The organism is Neisseria weixii, from assembly GCF_002327085.1.
GTDB lineage: Bacteria > Pseudomonadota > Gammaproteobacteria > Burkholderiales > Neisseriaceae > Neisseria > Neisseria weixii.
Genome location: NZ_CP023429.1, coordinates 655377 through 673583, shown reverse-complemented (window position 1 = coordinate 673583; position 18207 = coordinate 655377). Strand labels below are relative to the sequence as shown.

Annotated in this window: 20 protein-coding genes, 2 pseudogenes and 1 riboswitch; of the genes and pseudogenes, 5 read left to right on the top strand and 17 right to left on the bottom strand. The window is 50.4% G+C overall.

Annotated features, from left to right (window positions below; all coding sequences use genetic code 11):
• Positions 1-69: 69 nt before the first annotated feature.
• Positions 70-166: riboswitch (TPP riboswitch) on the bottom strand.
• Between the two features lie 122 nt (positions 167-288).
• The 9 genes from rfaD to CGZ65_RS03295 all read right to left on the bottom strand — a co-directional run bounded on the left by rfaD (position 289) and on the right by CGZ65_RS03295 (position 7458).
• Positions 289-1293 (bottom strand): ADP-glyceromanno-heptose 6-epimerase, encoded by a 1005-nt coding sequence (gene rfaD / locus CGZ65_RS03335; protein ID WP_096294819.1) that lies wholly within the window; start codon positions 1291-1293, stop codon positions 289-291.
• A gap of 68 nt (positions 1294-1361) precedes the next feature.
• Complete coding sequence (gene rfaE1, locus CGZ65_RS03330; protein WP_096294818.1) at positions 1362-2324, bottom strand: D-glycero-beta-D-manno-heptose-7-phosphate kinase; 963 nt, start codon at positions 2322-2324, stop codon at positions 1362-1364.
• A 125-nt stretch (positions 2325-2449) separates the two neighbouring features.
• A complete protein-coding gene (gene pyrF / locus CGZ65_RS03325) occupies positions 2450-3187 on the bottom strand; it encodes an orotidine-5'-phosphate decarboxylase (protein WP_096294817.1) in 738 nt (245 codons plus the stop codon).
• A 148-nt stretch (positions 3188-3335) separates the two neighbouring features.
• On the bottom strand, positions 3336-3983 hold the full coding sequence (gene adk / locus CGZ65_RS03320; RefSeq protein WP_096294816.1) for an adenylate kinase: 648 nt from the start codon (positions 3981-3983) through the stop codon (positions 3336-3338).
• A gap of 259 nt (positions 3984-4242) precedes the next feature.
• Complete coding sequence (gene kdsB / locus CGZ65_RS03315; RefSeq protein ID WP_096294815.1) at positions 4243-5001, bottom strand: 3-deoxy-manno-octulosonate cytidylyltransferase; 759 nt, start codon at positions 4999-5001, stop codon at positions 4243-4245.
• Complete coding sequence (locus CGZ65_RS03310) at positions 4998-5180, bottom strand: Trm112 family protein (protein ID WP_096294814.1); 183 nt, start codon at positions 5178-5180, stop codon at positions 4998-5000. Before CGZ65_RS03310 ends, kdsB begins: the two co-directional genes overlap by 4 nt.
• A 57-nt stretch (positions 5181-5237) precedes the next feature.
• Positions 5238-6278 carry a tetraacyldisaccharide 4'-kinase gene (lpxK, locus tag CGZ65_RS03305; protein WP_096294813.1) on the bottom strand — a complete coding sequence of 347 codons (1041 nt, stop codon included), beginning with the start codon at positions 6276-6278 and terminating at the stop codon, positions 5238-5240.
• Between the two features lie 11 nt (positions 6279-6289).
• Entirely contained in the window at positions 6290-7114 is an 825-nt protein-coding gene (locus tag CGZ65_RS03300; protein ID WP_157742689.1) for a hypothetical protein, read from the bottom strand.
• The gene (locus CGZ65_RS03295) at positions 7060-7458 is read right to left on the bottom strand and encodes a PIN domain-containing protein (protein WP_096294811.1); all 399 of its coding nucleotides are present in this window, start codon (positions 7456-7458) and stop codon (positions 7060-7062) included. Before CGZ65_RS03295 ends, CGZ65_RS03300 begins: the two co-directional genes overlap by 55 nt.
• 114 nt (positions 7459-7572) lie before the next feature.
• Between CGZ65_RS03295 and xseA the strand changes: the two genes are divergently transcribed.
• The 3 genes from xseA to CGZ65_RS03280 all read left to right on the top strand — a co-directional run bounded on the left by xseA (position 7573) and on the right by CGZ65_RS03280 (position 10628).
• Complete coding sequence (gene xseA / locus CGZ65_RS03290) at positions 7573-8928, top strand: exodeoxyribonuclease VII large subunit (protein ID WP_096294810.1); 1356 nt, start codon at positions 7573-7575, stop codon at positions 8926-8928.
• 137 nt (positions 8929-9065) lie between these two features.
• Positions 9066-9818, top strand: a complete 753-nt coding sequence (pssA, locus tag CGZ65_RS03285) for a CDP-diacylglycerol--serine O-phosphatidyltransferase (RefSeq protein ID WP_378595251.1) — start codon at positions 9066-9068, stop codon at positions 9816-9818.
• 6 nt (positions 9819-9824) lie between these two features.
• A complete protein-coding gene (locus CGZ65_RS03280) occupies positions 9825-10628 on the top strand; it encodes a sulfite exporter TauE/SafE family protein (protein WP_096294808.1) in 804 nt (267 codons plus the stop codon).
• 76 nt (positions 10629-10704) lie between these two features.
• Here CGZ65_RS03280 and CGZ65_RS03275 read toward each other — a convergent pair whose 3' ends face one another.
• The gene (locus CGZ65_RS03275) at positions 10705-11373 is read right to left on the bottom strand and encodes a sulfite exporter TauE/SafE family protein (protein WP_096294807.1); all 669 of its coding nucleotides are present in this window, start codon (positions 11371-11373) and stop codon (positions 10705-10707) included.
• Between the two features lie 183 nt (positions 11374-11556).
• Here CGZ65_RS03275 and lysM point away from each other — a divergent pair, with 183 nt between their 5' ends.
• On the top strand, positions 11557-12033 hold the full coding sequence (gene lysM / locus CGZ65_RS03270) for a peptidoglycan-binding protein LysM (protein WP_096294806.1): 477 nt from the start codon (positions 11557-11559) through the stop codon (positions 12031-12033).
• Between the two features lie 174 nt (positions 12034-12207).
• On the opposite strand, the gene CGZ65_RS03265 is transcribed toward lysM, so the two are convergent.
• The 7 genes and pseudogenes from CGZ65_RS03265 to CGZ65_RS03235 all read right to left on the bottom strand — a co-directional run bounded on the left by CGZ65_RS03265 (position 12208) and on the right by CGZ65_RS03235 (position 16567).
• Positions 12208-12447, bottom strand: coding sequence for a putative hemolysin (locus CGZ65_RS03265; RefSeq protein ID WP_096294805.1), 240 nt, complete (start codon positions 12445-12447; stop codon positions 12208-12210).
• 77 nt (positions 12448-12524) lie between these two features.
• Positions 12525-13301: a TatD family hydrolase gene (locus CGZ65_RS03260; RefSeq protein ID WP_096294804.1), complete on the bottom strand. Its 777-nt coding sequence runs from the start codon at positions 13299-13301 to the stop codon at positions 12525-12527.
• Positions 13302-13317: 16 nt separating this feature from the next.
• Positions 13318-13668: a PilZ domain-containing protein gene (locus tag CGZ65_RS03255; protein WP_096294803.1), complete on the bottom strand. Its 351-nt coding sequence runs from the start codon at positions 13666-13668 to the stop codon at positions 13318-13320.
• Between the two features lie 9 nt (positions 13669-13677).
• A pseudogene (locus tag CGZ65_RS03250) lies at positions 13678-14674 on the bottom strand (DNA polymerase III subunit delta').
• Positions 14675-14764: 90 nt separating this feature from the next.
• Entirely contained in the window at positions 14765-16063 is a 1299-nt protein-coding gene (locus CGZ65_RS03245) for an MFS transporter (RefSeq protein WP_096294802.1), read from the bottom strand.
• Positions 16060-16250, bottom strand: a pseudogene (gene ccoS / locus CGZ65_RS03240) (cbb3-type cytochrome oxidase assembly protein CcoS). The gene CGZ65_RS03245 and the pseudogene ccoS overlap by 4 nt, the downstream one beginning before the upstream one ends.
• Positions 16250-16567, bottom strand: a complete 318-nt coding sequence (locus tag CGZ65_RS03235; protein ID WP_096296078.1) for an HLGFF motif protein — start codon at positions 16565-16567, stop codon at positions 16250-16252. Before CGZ65_RS03235 ends, ccoS begins: the two are co-directional and overlap by 1 nt.
• Positions 16568-16870: 303 nt before the next feature.
• Between CGZ65_RS03235 and CGZ65_RS03230 the strand changes: the two genes are divergently transcribed.
• Positions 16871-18067, top strand: a complete 1197-nt coding sequence (locus CGZ65_RS03230; RefSeq protein ID WP_096294801.1) for an acetate kinase — start codon at positions 16871-16873, stop codon at positions 18065-18067.
• Positions 18068-18207: the final 140 nt, after the last annotated feature.

The following is an 18207-nucleotide window of genomic DNA, read 5'->3' as shown; positions in this document are numbered from 1 at the left end:
AATAAAACGAAACAGGAGCGGCGTTTGGGGTTTCAGACGGCCTGATGGATTCAACAAGGCCGTCTGAAAAATAAACTCGCTGAAACTCCCACGCAGGTATTATCCTGATCGGGTGGTATAAGGGTAATTCTCAGCCGCGCATGGCGCAGCACCCCTGTTTCGGTTAAGGAAAATTAAAGCATAAACGGTGAATATTGTAAATTCTGATTTGTTTGTACTGATACTTTCTAACAAAGATCACAGGCCGCCTGAAAGCATTTCAGACGGCCTGGAGATAGCATTCGGCATTTAAACCAAGTTCGCCAACATCCAGTGCACATAGCGGCTCACGCCTTCTTTGACATCAAAGAAAGATTCATTGTAACCGGCTGCACGCAGTTTGCTGATATCGGCTTGGGTAAAGCTCTGGTATTTGCCTTTTAACGCGTCGGGAAACGGAATGTAGCGAATCAATTCTTCTTTCACTAATTCGTCCAAGCTCATTTCCGGCTTGCCTTCGGCAGAGCGGCAGGCATTGACGGTGGCGGCGGCCAAGTCGTTAAACTGCTGGCTGCGGCCTGTGCCTAAGTTGAAAATGCCCGACAATTCAGGATTATCGAAGAAGAACAGATTCACTTTCGCCACGTCTTCCACGCTGACGAAATCGCGGGTCTGCTCGCCGTTGCCGTAACCATCATTGGCGCCGAACAGATTCACATAGCCGTTTTCACGGTATTGGTTGAAATGATGGAAAGCCACCGAAGCCATGCGGCCTTTGTGCTGCTCCATTTGGCCGTAAACATTGAAATAGCGGAAGCCCACTACTTGCGCGGTCAAGCCCTCTTCCATGCGGCGGCGCAATACTTGGTCGAACAGAAATTTTGAATAGCCGTACACATTCAGCGGTTTTTCCAATTCGCGCTCTTCGCGGAAAATCTCGCCCTTGCCGTACACCGCCGCGCTGGACGCATAGAGGAACGGAATATGCTCATCTTGACACCAATCCAGCAAATCCAGCGTATATTGATAGTTGTTGTCCATCATATACAGGCCGTCGTGGTTCATGGTATCGGAACACGCGCCTTGGTGGAACACAGCTTCAATATCATCATAAGGCAAGGCATGTCCGCGCACTTGGCGGATAAATTCGTGTTTGTCGAGATAATGGCTGATTTCGCATTCGGCCAGATTTTTGAATTTTTCGCCGCGCGTCAGGTTATCCACCGCCACGATGTCGGTGATGCCGCGTGCATTCAGCGCTTTGACAATGTTGCTGCCGATAAAGCCGGCCGCGCCGGTTACGATGATGGTCATAACAATTCCTTTTGTTTTTCAGACAGCCTATTGAATCAAGGCCGTCTGAATCGTTGAATATTCGATGTTTATTGGTCGGCCAACGCGGTTTGCAATTCATCAAACGAGCAAACCGCCGTCCCCAATTTCGCCACCACCACACCGGCGGCGGTATTGGCCAAATGCATGGATTCGGGCATGGTAAAACCGGCCGCCATCGCCAAGCCCATGCCGGCAATCACGGTGTCGCCCGCGCCGGAAACGTCATAGACTTCCTGCGCACGCGTCGGCTGGTATACCGCTTCGCCGTCGTTAAACAGCGTCATGCCTTCTTCACTGCGGGTCAGCAAAATAGCGGTCAAATCAAGGTGACGGCGCAAGTATTGTGCTTTGTCGGTCAACTCGTCTTCGTTGCGCCAGCTGCCGGCCACTTCTTTCAATTCGCTGCGGTTTGGCGTAATCAAAGTCGCGCCGGCATATTTTTCGTAATCATCGCCTTTCGGGTCAATCAACACGATTTTTCCCGCCTGTTTCGCCCAGTCAATCATGTCGGCGATGTGGGTCAGACCGCCTTTGCCGTAATCAGAAAAAATCACCGCATCGTAATCAGGCAACACTTCCTGATAACGCTCTTTCACCTGTTCCAACACTTCGTGATGCGGTAATTCTTCAAAATCCAAACGAATCAATTGCTGGTTGCGGGCAACCACGCGCAACTTGACCGTAGTGGCGATTTGTCCGTCGCGCATTAAATAAGATTCCACGCCGTCCTGCTGCATAAGCCGGTCGAGCGAATCGGCCGCTTCGTCATGGCCGGTTACCGACAACAATCCGGCCTTACCACCCAAGGAAGCAATATTGCGCGCCACATTGGCCGCCCCGCCAGCACGTTGGTCGATTTGATTGATTTTCGCCACAGGAACCGGTGCTTCAGGCGAAATGCGCGATACGTCGCCGAACCAATAACGGTCGAGCATGACATCGCCCACCACCAGCACGCGGGCTTGGGCAAAACGTTGTTGTACATCTGCTGCTTGGAATTTTTGTACCATATGGAATTCCTGATTTGGGTATACTGCCTGATGGCGTGAATCGTTTTTCGCGCTCACGCCGATATGCTTTTTTCATTCAATGCTATTTGTTTTTCAACCCGCTCTGGTTTTAAGGCCGTCTGAAATTATTCCGTCGGATTGGCCACTCGGTTCACTTCACGCAACACGGCAATCGGGTCAGCGGCTTGCGTCACCGGGCGCCCCATCACCAAATAAGTCGAACCGGCGGTCAGGGCTTCGGTAGGGGTCATGATGCGGCGTTGGTCATCGTTGTTACCGGCAATATCCAAGCGGATGCCCGGTGTTACCAACACAAAATCTTCGCCTAATTCGCGGCGCAACGGCGCGGCTTCCAAAGGCGAACAGACAACACCGTCCAAGCCCGAGCTTTGGGTTAATTTAGCCAAGCGCAACACTTGCTGCTCCGGCTCGATGTCCAAACCGATTTCCGCCATGTCGCTTTGTTCCATACTGGTCAATACGGTCACACCGATCAGCAGCGGTTTTTGCGCATGATTGGCAATGGCTTCGGCCGCGGCTTCCATCATGCGGCGGCCGCCCGAAGCGTGCAAATCAACCATCCACACACCCATATCGGCCGCCACGCGGCAGGCTTGGGCTACGGTATTCGGAATATCGTGGTATTTCAAATCCAAGAATAGTTTAAAGCCTTGGTTAATCAGCTTTTCCGCCAACGGCCGGCCGGTTGCGGTAAACAATTCTTTGCCGATTTTGATTTGACACAGGCCCGGGTCGAGCGTGCGCACAAAATTCAGCGTACCGGCTTCGTTGGCAAAATCCAAGGCCACTATTACCGGCGTACGGGTTTGCGGCAGGTGAAAATCAGTGATTAACGGGTTCATTATGATTCCTATCAAAGCAAGCCGAACGGCGGAATCCGCACCAGCCTTTATCATCAGTTCATCTGGATTTTAACAGTTTTTCCATACAAAAAGGCCGTCTGAAAAAATTTTTTCAGACGGCCTTTTTATCTTTATCATGGGTACAAAATTATTTACCCAATTCAGTCAATACTTGCTCTTTTACCGCCTCAACGGCTTGGGTGCCGTCAACTTTGATGTATTTCGGCGCGTGTTCGCCTTCCAGTTTGCTGTAAAAATCCACCAGCACTTCGGTTTGCTCGTGGTACACATCCAAGCGTTTTTTCACGGTTTCTTCTTTGTCGTCATCACGTTGGATCAAATCTTCGCCGGTCACGTCGTCTTTGCCTTCGGTTTTCGGCGGATTGTAAGCAACATGGTAAGTACGGCCTGACGGCAAATGCACACGGCGGCCGCTCATGCGGTCGACAATCACACTGTCGGGTACGTCGATTTCTACTACCGCATCCAAATCCACGCCGGCTTCAACCATGGCTTCGGCTTGCGCCAAGGTACGTGGAAAACCGTCGAACAGGAAACCGTCTTTGCAGTCATCTTGGGCGATGCGCTCTTTAACCATGCCGATGATGATGTCGTCGCGCACCAGACCACCCTCGTCGATGATTTTTTTCGCTTCCAAACCCAGCGGCGTGCCGGCTTTGATGGCGGCGCGCAACATGTCGCCCGTGGAAATTTGCGGAATGCCGAAAGCGGCGGTGATAAATTGCGCCTGCGTGCCTTTACCTGCGCCTGGTGCACCCAACAATAATACTTTCATGGTTTGTCCTCTGTTTGTGTTAATGATTTTTACATTACTATCATAATACTTTACACGCCGTCTGAAAAGGTTTGCGGCAAGCGCACGGTTTTCAGAATGGCCTGAGACCTTTGCAAAACCCTAGATTCGAGTGCAGTTCAAAGTTGTCGCGGCACAGAAAGCGAAGACATATCACGAAGATAGGTAAGCTTTCGGGCAGCGTGCAACGAAGAAATGTGCCAAAGGTGGGGATTTTGCAAAGATCTCGGCCTGTATGTATTTATGCTTGAAACGCCTGCAGCACACGCTCTAAATCCTCTTGCGTATCCACGCCGGCGGCCGGTGCATGTGAGGTGACTTCCACCGCAATGGGAAAGCCGTGCCACAACACACGCAACTGTTCCAACGATTCAATGGTTTCCAACGGCGACACACTCATCTCGGCATAGCGTTTCAGGAAACCGGCACGGTAGGCATAAATGCCGATGTGGCGCAAAACCGGCGTTTCCTGCGGCAATGCACGCAGATTTTCGCGCATGGTGTCGCGCGGAAACGGAATCGGCGCCCGGCTGAAATACATGGCATTGCGGTTTTTATCCAGCAACACTTTCACCACGTTCGGATTCATAAATTCATCGAAATCGTGCAATTCATGAGCGGCGGTGGCCATTTGCACATTGTTTTCCACCAACACTTCGGCAGTGCGGTTAATCAGCTCCGGCTCGATTAACGGCTCGTCGCCCTGCACGTTCACCACAATCAAATGTTGTGGGAGATTGAGCGTTTTCACCGCTTCGGCCAAACGCGTGCTGCCGCTCTCATGCGTATCCGCAGTCATCACCACTTCCACACCGTGCGCCTCGCAAGCCGCTTGAATATCGGCGTGATCGGTGGCCACCACCACGCGCGCTGCATGGCTTTTGGCGGCCTGTTCTGCCACACGCACCACCATCGGTTTGCCGTGAATATCGGCCAACGCCTTACCCGGCAAACGTGAAGACGACAAACGCGCCGGAATCAACACCACAAATTCGGTCATGCGTGCAATTCCTCTTCGGTTAATTCACGCGCTTCGTTTTGCAGCATATAAGGAATACCGTCACGAATCGGATAAGCCAATTTCGCTTGGCGGCTCCACAATTCCTGCTTGTCTTGATGGTATTCGAGCGGGCCTTTGGTCACGGGGCAGACCAAAATATCTAAGAATTTTTTTTCCATGGTTTCGGCTTTCTTTGGGAAAGTGTTTGGTGGTCGTCCGGCGTATTTGATTCAATCTTAATCAAACCGTTTCGATGACGATTCGATATTCAGACGGCCTAATACAAAATCAGCTAAATCAGGCTCGATTATCGCACAAATAGGCAATACCCACACATGATTTAAAGCATCGGAATCGAGGCCGTCTGAAAGTTTCACCGCATCTTTTTCAGTGATGAACACAAAATCGGCGCGTGGCAAATCCTGCGGCGTGATGGCGGCATGGTCGGGCAATGCGAGCGTTTGTTGCAGTTCAATGCCCAGCGCACGCAAAGAATTAAAAAAGCGCTCGGGCTTGGCAATGCCTGCTGCTGCTGCGGCACGGCTGTTTTTCAGACGGCCTAAATCCAATTTTTCAGACGGCTGGTTCAAGCGGTAAATCTGGCCGGTTTCGATATGGCTGGCAAACATATGCTCAGACGGCCTGAATGCCGGATTCTGCCCACCACTCACCACCACCGCAGCCACCGAAGCCAAACGCGATAAAGGCTCGCGCAAACCGCCGTTGGGCAGCCAATCCAAATCATCGCGCGCGGTATCGGCGAAGGGAAACACCACAATCTCTACATCGCGCTGCAAAGCATAGTGTTGCAGACCGTCATCAGCCACAATGATTTGCACATGCGGATGAGCCGCGAGCAACGCCCGACCGGCCTCCACCCGACGGCTGCCCACCGCCACCGGCGCACCGGTTTGGCGGTACAGCAGCAAAGGCTCGTCGCCGGCTTGCGCGGCGGTGCTGTCTACAGTTAACACATGCACATCTTTTTCCGTCCGCCCATAGCCACGGCTGATGATGCCCACGTTTAGCCCGCGCTGCTGCAAACCCGACACCAGCGCGGACACAATCGGTGTTTTACCCGCGCCGCCTGCGTGGATATTGCCCACAACCACTATCGGCACAGGCAATTTTTCGCTCGGCGTGCGCCCCGCCAAAAAATCCTGCCGCCGCTTGGCCGCAATACGGGCGAACACGGCCGACAGAGGCTTCAGCAAAACACGAAGCCACGGCTTGGGCTGTTGCCAATGTTGTTCGATGATTTGATGCAGCTTGGGCATTCAGACGGCCTTTACTTTTTGTAGGTTATTTTTCCTGTTGTGCCAACAGCAAACTTCTTCTTATCAACCAAAACTTTTATTAGCTTTTCAATTTGCTTATCACTTAACTTTAAAGTTGATTTAAAAGAATTGGTTAACGTCTTGACACTTGCAGGCTTGTTTTTCGCAGATTTATTAAAAAATTCCGCCACCTTCTGCATAATTTTAACGTCTTCTTCTTTGCTGACAATAATACTTTGCGAAGGAATAGGCACAACCAAAGGAAACGGAGGATATTCTATTTTCTGGTCCTTAATTCTCAACATACCTTCCCGCTCACAATATTTCAAAATATCGCTGATTGTGTTTTGGTCAATATCGAAAAATAAAATTTTAGCTTGGTTGGTCAAAACATTTTTTGCGCCTTCCACGCTCTTTACTTTTGATTGAACCAGTTTTTGCGTTAATCTCTCTAAAATATCATTACTGTTCAGATGATATTCCACAAAATTGGTATCTGCATTTTGCGTGATAAATTGCTTATCTTTTAACTTCTGAAGCACCAATGCAACTGCCGCCATTTTTTCTTCGTGATTAAACGGTTGCAAATCTGATGCCAAAATAGTGAGTAAGCGCGTCTGTAAATTACCCATCACGCTGGGCTTGAATGCGTCCGGCCTCATCAACTCAAAGAAAACTTTTTTCGTACACTCTCCGATAAAAGCAGCACGCTTATATGCTTCTACGACAAGCTCTTCCTGAATCATTTTGTTATCGGCATTTTCAGACGGCCTTTCTACTTTCACCCTTTCCAACAATTCAACTTCATTTTTTCGCGCTTCGTCCAATGCTGCCAATCGCACAATCCCTTTGCAGTGTCCCCATCTTCCAAATGCTCAACCAAAACATCAAAACCACCATCACGCGACAAAATACAAATTAATGCTTCATCATCCTGTTCTGTAATTTTGCCCAAATAATAAGCCAAGTAAAAATCGAGCACATTTTTGCCTGTTTTAGCAACACGAACAAAATGAACATTTTTACCAAAACGGCACAACGCTTCGCACAACTCAACCGATAGGCTCTTTTGCTGCAATTTCCCCAAAAACAACCAAATATGACAGCTTTTATCATCCAATCCGTTTAATTGCTCTGCTTGCGGCTGCACATTTTCAAAATCAATCAAAATATGTTTCATGTTCTTCCCGTATAGTATGTTTTTAGTTCATTACTATAGCATTGAATCGGTATCCTACAAAGGCCGTCTGAAAACCTTTATAATCCCGACTTTCCCCAATCACCAACACCCGCCATGTCCGATTTATTTACTGCCGCTTCCCTATCCGTTTCCGAACTCAATGCGCTGGCCAAAAACCTGCTGGAAGACCATCTTTCCGGCTTATGGATTGCGGGCGAGGTGTCGAATCTCACGCGGGCGGCGAGCGGGCATTATTATTTTTCGTTGAAAGACAGCCGCGCGCAGGTACGTTGTGCGATGTTTAAGGGGGCAGCGGCACGTTTGAGCCAGCCTTTAAAGAAAGGCGATCATATTGAAGTCAGCGGCAAAATCAGTATTTACGAAGCGCGCGGCGAATTTCAGATTACGGTTAATGAAATACGCATGGTCGGTTTGGGGCGTTTGTATGAGGCTTATGAGAAGCTGAAAGCCAAATTGCAGCTTGAAGGCGTGTTTGATTTGGAACGCAAAAAACCGCTGCCCACTCATCCGCAAACCATCGGCATTGTTACCAGCTTGGCGGCGGCGGCTTTGCGTGATGTGGTGTCGACGCTGAAACGCCGTGCGCCGGAAATTCCGGTGATTATTTTTCCGACCGCGGTGCAAGGTGCAGGCAGCGAATTGCAGATTGCCCAAGCGATTCAGACGGCCTCGGCGCGGGCGGAATGCGATGTGTTGATTGTGTGTCGCGGCGGCGGCAGCATTGAAGACTTATGGGCGTTTAACGAAGAGCCGGTAGTGCGGGCGATTGAACGATGTGTAATTCCCGTGGTTAGCGGCGTCGGGCATGAAACTGATTTCACGCTGGCGGATTTTGTCGCTGATGTACGCGCGCCCACGCCGACCGGCGCGGCGGAATTGGTCAGCCCCAACCGTTTGGAATTGCTGCACAAATTGACACAGGCGCAAGGCCGTCTGAAAACGGTGTTGCAGCAGCGTTATTATGATGCCAGTCAAAAAGTGGATTGGCTGGCGCGGCAAATCCGCCACCCGCGCCAAAAATTAAACGAACAGCGTGTGCAGTTGCAGGGTTTGGCGCAGCATTTGCGCTTTGCCATGCAGCAGAACCACCGCTTTAATGCGCAACAATTGTTGCGCCAAACACAGGTTTTGCAGCACTTACGCCCTGATGTTTCACCGCCGAAACGAGAAGTCGTGCAATTTCAGACGGCTTTAACGCAATCGTTTGCCATTTTGCTGAAGCAACGCCGGCAAACCTTGGAAAAGCAATCCGCGCTGTTGGAAGCCGTGTCGCCGCAGCATATTTTGGCACGCGGTTTTTCGGTGGTGAAAAACAGCCGCGGCCAAGTGGTGCGAAGTTCGGCCGGATTGAAACAAGGGCAAAAACTGCATATCGTGTTTGCCGATGGTGAAACCGATGTGCGCGTCACCGGTGAAACGGCGCAACCCGATTTGTTTGATTTTTCGTGACGCCGCTTCCACGCCGGCAAAAATACGAAAACCGCCGATACGCAAGCTGTTCTGTTTGAGAGTTGCCATCATTTGAGAAACAGTATAAGGTATCCCTACTTCAATAATATGCATTCTTACGGAAAAATATGGAAAACATGGAAAATCCCAACCCGATTCCGCCACGCGCGTCTTTACGTCAGAACAGCATTTACCTTTTGCCCAATTCTTTCACGATTGCGGCGCTCTTCGCCGCATTTTACGCCATCACCCAAGCCATGCACGGCCATTACGAAACGGCGGCGATTGCAGTGTTTATTGCTATGCTGCTCGACGGCATGGACGGCCGCGTAGCACGCCTGACCAATTCGCAAAGCGCATTCGGCGAACAGCTCGACAGCCTGGCCGACATGGTCAGCTTCGGCGTGGCACCTGCGTTGATTGCCTATAAATGGCAGCTTTGGCAATTCGGCAAAATCGGCTACTCGGTAGCATTTATCTATTGCGCTTGCGCCGCTTTGCGTTTGGCTTTGTTCAATACCTTAATCGGCAAAGTGGACAAACGCTGGTTTATCGGCATTCCCAGCCCGACTGCCGCTGCGCTGATTGTCGGTCTGATTTGGGTCAACCACAGCGTCGAGCGCTTCCCCGGTGTGCATTGGTGGGCGCTGGGTATTACGCTGTTTGCCGGTTTGTCGATGATTGTACAAATCCCGTTTTGGAGCTTCAAAGAAATCAATATCCGCCGCAAAGTGCCGTTTATGGGCATGGTATTGGCCGTGTTGGTTTTGCTGCTGGTGACATGGGAACCGTCGCTGGTGTTATTCCTGTTCTTCTTTGGCTACAGCCTGTCGGGCTATATTTTGGCGGCGCGCCGTTGGTTACGCAAACGCCGCCACAAAACCGTTTAATGTTTTATGATTAATCTTGATGTAATTCTCGCGCTGCTGGCCGGCGGCTGCGCGGCCGGTTTTTTGGCCGGCTTATTCGGCGTCGGCGGCGGCACGATTATCGTGCCGATTGTTTTGTGGGTATTGCATTTGCAATACGGCGGCGAACACCCTTACGCCCAGCATTTGGCCATTGGTTCGTCATTTGCGGTGATGTTGTTCACCACCTTATCCAGCATTTATGCACAACACAAAAAGCGCTCTATCGACTGGCCGACTGTCGGCAAAATGTCGCCCGGCATGATTGGTGGAGTATTTATCGGCGCGGCTTCGGCCAAATTCATTCCCACTTACGGGCTGCAAATCTTCTTTATCGTCTTCATCACGCTGATTGCCCTGCGTACACTCATGAACAGTAAGGCCGTGCCTTCACGCCGTTTGCCCGGCTTCGCCGGACTTAGCAGCGTAGGCGTGATTTTCGGCACGGCATCAAGCTGGGTCGGTGTGGGCGGTGGTTCATTGTCGGTGCCGTTTTTAATGTATTGCAACATGCCTTCACACCGCGCCATCGGCACATCCAGCGGCCTCGCATGGCCGGTTGCCGTAGCGGGCACAATCGGTTATTTGGCGGCAGGCCGGCAGATTTCCAATTTACCTGAAGGCTCGCTGTGTTTTATCTATTTACCCGCTGTCTTGGTGTTGAGCATAGCCACCATGCTGTTTGCCCCATTGGGTGTAAAGCTTGCGCATAAGCTGTCTGCCGATAAACTGAAAAAAACTTTCGGCGTGCTACTGCTGTTGATTGCACTGCGTATGTTGTGGAAGTTATAAACAACGCAAACTATTTCTGAAACAAAAGGCCGTCTGAAACAGATTCTTTCAGACGGCCTTTTATCGTTGTGTCTAGCTACATAAAAAATACCGCCAAACGCCACACTGCCCACGCAGCCACCAGCAAACCGGCAATGAAGCGCACTTTACGGTTTTGCAGAAAGCTTTTCAATTGCGCAGCAAAGAAGCCCATCGCCAGCAAATTCGGCAGCGTGCCCAACGCAAACGCCAGCATATAGAGGCCGCCATGCCATGCATTGCCGCTTCCTAAGGCATACAAAGACGCACTGTAGACCAAGCCGCAGGGCAGCCAGCCCCACAGCATACCCACGGCAAAACAAGCCGGAACCGAGCGGATAGGCAACAGTTTGTTCAACACAGGATTTAAGCGCTTCCACACCGGCCGCCCCAATCCTTCGATTTTGGTTGCCATGCTGGAAATGCCCGCCAAATAAAGCCCCAGCAGCAGCAACAACACATTTGCCGCCACATACAGGATATTTTGCAGCCACCGTGTTTCATCCAACGAAATCCCGACTTGGCCGACCAAGCCCAAAATCAAACCAATCAGCACATAACTGCCCACACGCCCCAAGTTCAGCAGGATAATCAATCCTGCCCGATTCAGGTTGGGCGGCAGCTGCAATACAAACGCGCTGCTTAAACCGCCGCACATGCCTGCGCAATGGCCACCGCCGAAAAAGCCGAGCAGAAAAAGGGTGAGCAAAGTGATTTCGTTGTTCATGGTGGGGTTGTGGGTAAAGTTTCAGATTGTTATTGTAGCAATAATGAAGACTGGCCGCCCGCATTTGTAAAACAAGGTAATACAAGCCTTGCCCTGCTTGTATTTCGGCGTGTTTCGTATGATTATTGATTTATTCGGATAGCCCGAATTTTTTAAACACATTTAATTTAAAGGAGTGGATTTATGGGTTTGTTCAGCTTTATTAAAAATGCAGGAGAAAAACTGTTTGGCAAAGACGAAAAAGAAGTGGCCGCACAAGCAGCAGCCAACGTCGATGATTTGAACACCAAAGCAGCAGCAGCCATCCAAACGTACATCGAGAAACAAAACTTAGGCCTGACCGGCTTGGCAGTGGCTTTTGACGGCGCCAGCGGTAAAGTTACCTTGAATGGCTCGGCTCCTTCGCAAGAAGCGGCTGAAAAAGCAGTTTTGGCGGCAGGCAACGTAACCGGCGTTTCTGATGTCGACAACAACCTGCAATTCCCTGCCGAAGCAGCAGCGCAATATCACGATGTAGTCAGTGGCGACACTTTGTCTGCCATCGCGAAAAAATACTACGGCGATGCCAACCAATACATGAAAATCTTTGAAGCGAACAAACCAATGTTGAGCCACCCTGATAAAATTTACGTGGGTCAGAAATTGCGTATTCCTGCATAATAAATTGATTTAATGATAAAAGACCGTCTGAAATTTTCTTCAGACGGTCTTTTGTATGGCTATCTAGTCGTTTTGACATAGAAATAAAACAAGGCAACAACGGCCGCCACGTACACCCAACACATGAGTAAGTTGTAACGCTGTATTACATTATTTCTATTTTAAACAATTACATTATTGATGGTGTTGACGGAAATATGCCCATTCTTCCACCACATTGCCATCGGGTAAGTGGCATTCGCCATATTCATTGCCTCGCGCATCTTTTTTGATTACCGGCTTGCCACCCTGCTTCACGCAAAATTCGGCAGCGGGATTAGCCATGCCGACTACCGGCGATTCAGGCTCGTTTTGTTGCGCGCAAGCGGCCAATGCAGCAGCAGTGATGACAGCCATAATTAACGCTTTCAACATTTTATTTCCTTTCCATCATTCAAACAGGCCGTCTGAAAAACATAAAATCATGTAGGCAACTCATTTTTCAGACGGCCTTATTCCACCCGGCGCGGCACTTTTTGAAACAACTGATAAAAGTTTTCCGTGGTATACACGGCCACGTCTTCCACCGCTTCGCCACGCAGCTGGGCGATGAATTCAGCGGTATGGCGCACATAAGCCGGCTCGTTGCGTTTGCCGCGTTTCGGTACCGGCGCAAGGAAAGGCGCATCGGTTTCCACCAGCATTCTATCTTTCGGTACATATTTTGCCGCTTCCTGAATCTGCGACGCGTTTTTAAAGGTTACAATCCCGGAAAACGAAATATACAGCCCCAAATCCAATGCGCCTTTGGCAAAGGCCACGTCTTCGGTGAAGCAGTGAATCACGCCTGAATTGGTTTGAGATTCTTTTAATATGCGCAGCGTATCTTCGCCGGCATCGCGGGTATGCACGATTACCGGCAGACCGGTTTCATTCGCCGCTTGAATATGATCGGCAAAACGCTGATACTGCCAAGCCAAATCGCCTTTGCACCAGTGGTAATCCAAACCGGTTTCCCCAATGCCGACCACTTTCGGATGCTGCGCCTGCGCCACCATTTCGGCTACGGTAAAGTCTTCCGCTTCTTCGCTGTCGGGGTGAACGCCGATGGTGCAGTAAATCTGCTCGTGCGCTTGGGCGATGGCGAACACTTCGTCAAAGCTTTGCTTGCTCACGCTGATGGCGAGCGCTTGCTTGACGTCGTTTTCCGCCATATTGGCCAACACTTCCGGCAGACGGCCGGCCAAGCCTTCAAAATTCAGATGGCAATGTGAATCAATGAGTTGCATAAATAAACCGGCTTAATTAAAGGGTAAACGTGGCACGGTCGCTGCGCAATGCATTGCCCAGCTCATCTTCGATAATGGATTTGGTTTGCAGGCAGTTTTCGTGAGATGAAAACGCCAAGCCAATGCCTTTCGGGCGGTTGGCCGAGGTACGCGCCGGATTAATCCATGCGACTTTGGTCGGTAAATAAAGCTTGGGATGCTCGCCGATTTCTACCGCCAACAAAATGTCTTCACCCAGCGAAAACACATCGTCGGTCGGCGCAAACAGACCGCCGTATTCAAAAAACGGCATGTAGCAGTTGTAAAGCGTGGTTTTTTCTTTTAACTTCAAAGCCATCATCTTGGCCGGAATTTCTTTAGTGCTCATCGGGTGACCTTATTTATTTTGCCAAAAGTTGAGATATTCAATTAGGATATATTCAAGCTGCATTTTAACACTCAAGGTATGGTGTCCGTAAGGGCTGAGTTGATTCAGAAGGCCTGTAAGTGCAAATAAGCGGTGTGGTTCGGTTTTGGCGGCAACGGCTGCCGATTGCGCCGCAAAATCGGGATAATAGAGCGGCGGCATGTTTTGCTGCGCCAAGCCGACATCAATCAGCCATTTTGCAGCCAATCAATAACCACGGCCAGCGGCTGCTTCTGTTTGTCAAACGCCGCCGCATAATCCAGCATCGCCAGCAAACGCGGCGCGGCGAGTATGTTGAGCAGGCCTTGGCGCGAATCGTCTAACTCGTGCACAACATCAAATAATGGCGCACCGCTGTGGAAGGCCAGCAAGGCAGCCGCATTGTCCATACCCTGCTCTTGCAGATAAGCCAAGGCCTCATCACGGCTCGGCGCAGGCAATACCATCTGCCGGCAGCGGCTTTTAATCGTCGGTAACAATTTATCCGAGCGTGCGTTACCAGCAGAAAAATCACATGCTGCGGCGGCTCTTCCAAGGCTTTGAGCAAACCGTTGGCCGCTTGCACATTCATGCTTTCAGCCGGATGCACCAACACCACCCGCCACCCGCCACGCACAGCCGTGAGATAAATATTCTCGACAATATCGCGCACGGCATCGATTTTAATCTGCAGCAATTTGCGCCCCACGCTGCCATCTTCCGGTAATTCGGGCGTGAGTTCGTAAAAATCGGGATGGCTGTTTTGGGAAAACAAATGACACGAAGCGCATTCGCCACAAGGCTGATGGTTTTCAGAGTGCGAAGCCTGCCCGTGGTACGGCCTTTCACACAGCAACGCCTGCGCCACATAACGCGCAAACGCCGTTTTACCGGTATTTTGCTTACCGGTAAACAGCCATGCATTGGGCTGGTTCTGCCAATGCGCGGCAAGCTGCTGCCATTCTTGCTGATGCCACGGATAAATCATGCGCTTGAAAATCAGGTTGAAATAAGCGTTTATTATACAGATAAACGAGAAAGACCGTCCGAATTTTCAAACGGCCTTTCAGGTTATTTATCAACGGTTTTTCTTCAAAATGAAACGCGGTTCGCGTTTAATCAGATAAACAAGCAAAAGCATATTACCCAGTGCCACAATCAAATACAGCAAGGTAATGCTTTCAAACAACATCAGCAATACCGCGCTGATAATCGCCGCCGTCACCATAAAAATACCGTTAACAATATTGTTGGCCGCCACGGCATGCGCGCGGAAGGTTTCGCTGGAGGCCGTCTGAAGCCATGTGTAAAGCGGCACAGAGAAAAAGCCGCCGAAAAATCCGATGGCCGTCATGGCCAACATCACAGGATAAGCATTGGCTTGCGATAAAAACCACATAATACCGCTGAGTTCAGCAAAACGTTGGCCGTGCGTGAGCCACACCAACAGCAAACCGCTGGCGGTCAGGCCGATGGCGCCGACAGTTACCAGCCCCAAGCGCAAATGTTCGTGGCTGAGTTTGGCACACAATACCGAGCCGATGGCGATACCGATGGAAAACAGTGCCAGCATCAGGTTAAACACATTATCGTTGCCACCCAGATGGATTTGGGTAAAAGTCGGCAATTGGGTAGTATAAACCGAGCCGACAAACCAAAACCACGAAATGCCGATAATGGCGGTGAACACAGGTTTATGAGACACGGTTTCGCGCATTAAACCCATCGTGCCTTTGATGATGTTGAGTTCGATCTTGGTATCCGGATCCTTGGCGGGTACAGACGGCATAAACAGGCTGGCCAAAGTACCGCAAACCGCCACCGCCATCACCACCATGCCGACCATGTGCGGCGGAACACCGGCCAAAGATGTGCCCAAAATCTGCCCGAACAAAATGGCGATAAACGTGCCCGACTCAATCAGGCTGTTGCCCATCATTAACTCTTTATCATTCAAATAATCGGGCAAAATGGCATACTTCAACGGGCCGAACAAGGTCGATTGCGTGCCCATGCAGAACAGGCAGAACAGCAACAGCGGCGCAGATTGAATGTAAAAACCATACGCCGCCACGGCCATCACGATGATTTCCAACACTTTAATCCAACGTGCCAGCACGGCTTTATCAAAACGGTTGCTCAGTTGGCCGGATAAAGCGGAAAACAGGAAATACGGCAGGATAAACAGCAACGCGCCCAGATTCAGCATTTGGCTGGCCGGAATCCATTCGTTGCCGCCCAAACCGTAGAAGCTGATCATCACAAACAGCGCCGTTTTAAACACATTGTCGTTAAACGCACCGAGAAACTGCGTGCCGAACAAAGGCAAGAAACGGCGGCTGGTTTTGAAATCGAGATAATCTTTTTTGATGCTCATTTGGCTTCGTCTTCGGCTGAATCTTCTTTGTCAAGCAGTTTGTCGGTGGAATCGTCGTCCATCAGGATGCGGTAGGCCGGTCCCTCCAAATCGTCGAACTGGCCGTGTTTGCCCGACCACCAGAAAAAAAGCCGATGATAAAGGCCAAAATAATACTCAGCGGCACCAAAAGATACATACTTTCCATTACATCATTCCTGTCAAATCGTTTAAAACCAGCATTTGGCCGGATAAGGTCAGGTATTCGTTGCGGATGGCGCCGATATTGGTGTCACCGGCAAAGAGTTCGACGCGGTCTTTTTCCACGCGCCAAAGCAATGGCTCAGCCACATCCTGCCAAGGCTGCAACGCCATCACCGCCGCTTGGTCTCCGGGCGTTTCTTCGCTGTGGAGTTTGACGGCAAACTGTCCGCTTTGCGGCTGGGTTTCGGATTCGTCATCGGCCAGCATGATGAAAAAGCCCAAATGCTCGCCTTGTTGGGTATGAATACTGAAATAATGCATGGTTTTGTCTTTAAATAAATCATATATTAAATAAATCATATAAAAGGCCGTCTGAACGGCAGATCAATGCCCTCTGCTTTTGGCTTTCAGGCGGTTTCTATCTTAGCATCTTTTTGTGTGCAGCAGTTTGCCGTGACCAATGCTTGAAATAAATAGAGCATATCAACATAGTCGGCCTGCGGCATTGACTTTTTATATCGAATAGACTAGCCTTTGAATGTTTTTATTAACCTGTTTCAGACGGCTCTCCCGCGTTTTGGCAATCATACCACAGACCGTCTGAAAACCTTTAGGAGCCTACAGATGTCTCAAAAATTGATTTTGGTTTTAAACTGCGGCAGTTCATCATTAAAAGGTGCTGTTTTAGATAACGACAGCGGCGACGTGTTGTTGAGCTGCCTGGCAGAAAAACTGGGCTTACCCGATGCCTACATTACCTTCAAATTCAACGGCGAAAAACACAAAGTTGAATTGACTGCCGGTCCGAACCACACCGGCGCAGTTGAAGCCTTGATGGAAGAATTGAAATCACACGGCTTCGACAGCCAGATCGCCGCCATCGGCCACCGCATCGTGAGCGGGGGTGAAGCATACAGCGAATCAACCTTGATTACCGAAGACGTGATTGCCGGTATCGAAAAATGCATTCCGTTGGCGCCGTTGCACAACCCTGCCAACCTGTTGGGCGTGCGTGCTGCCCAAAACATTTTCAAAGGCCTGCCAAACGTAGCCGTATTCGACACCGCGTTCCACCAAACCATGCCGGAACGCGCTTATATGTATGCCGTACCGCGTGAGTTGTACAGCAAATACGGCCTGCGCCGCTACGGTTTCCACGGCACCAGCTACCGCTATGTAGCTGACGAAGCTGCCCGTTTCTTGGGCAAAGACAAAAACGATTTGCGCATGGTAATTGCCCACTTGGGTAACGGGGCATCAATTGCCGCCATCGCCAACGGCGTATGCCAAGACACCAGCATGGGTTTGACTCCGCTGGAAGGATTGGTAATGGGTACGCGCTCGGGCGACGTTGACCCTGCGGTATTCGGTTTCTTGGCTGAAAACGCCAATATGACCATCGCGCAAGTGACCGACATGCTGAACAAAAAATCAGGCTTGCTGGGCTTGTCTGAATTGTCAAGCGACTGCCGCGCCATCGAAGAAGAGGCGGCCAAGGGTCACTCCGGCGCAGTATTGGCGCTGGAAGTGTTCTGCTACCGCTTGGCGAAATACGTTGCCGGCATGGCAGTAGCCGCCGGTGGTTTGGACGTATTGGCCTTCACCGGCGGTATCGGCGAAAACTCCGACCTGATCCGCAGCAAAGTGTTGGGCTACTTGGGCTTCTTGGGTCTGAATGTCGATCAAGACGCCAACTTGGCTGCCCGCTTCGGCAATGCCGGCGTGATTACCACTGCCGACAGCAAAGCCGTTGCCGTGGTGATTCCAACCAACGAAGAGTTGATGATTGCACACGACACCGCACGCTTGAGCGGTCTGTAATCCAACCGTTAAAAAAGCCCTGTTGATTGTCAACAGGGCTTTTTTGTATTCGTTTTGTTCAAAACAAGATAAAAAAGTGGCCGTCTTTCAAGCGGGCGGGATACAGGCTTCATTACCAGCTTTTCAGACGGCCTTTGCGT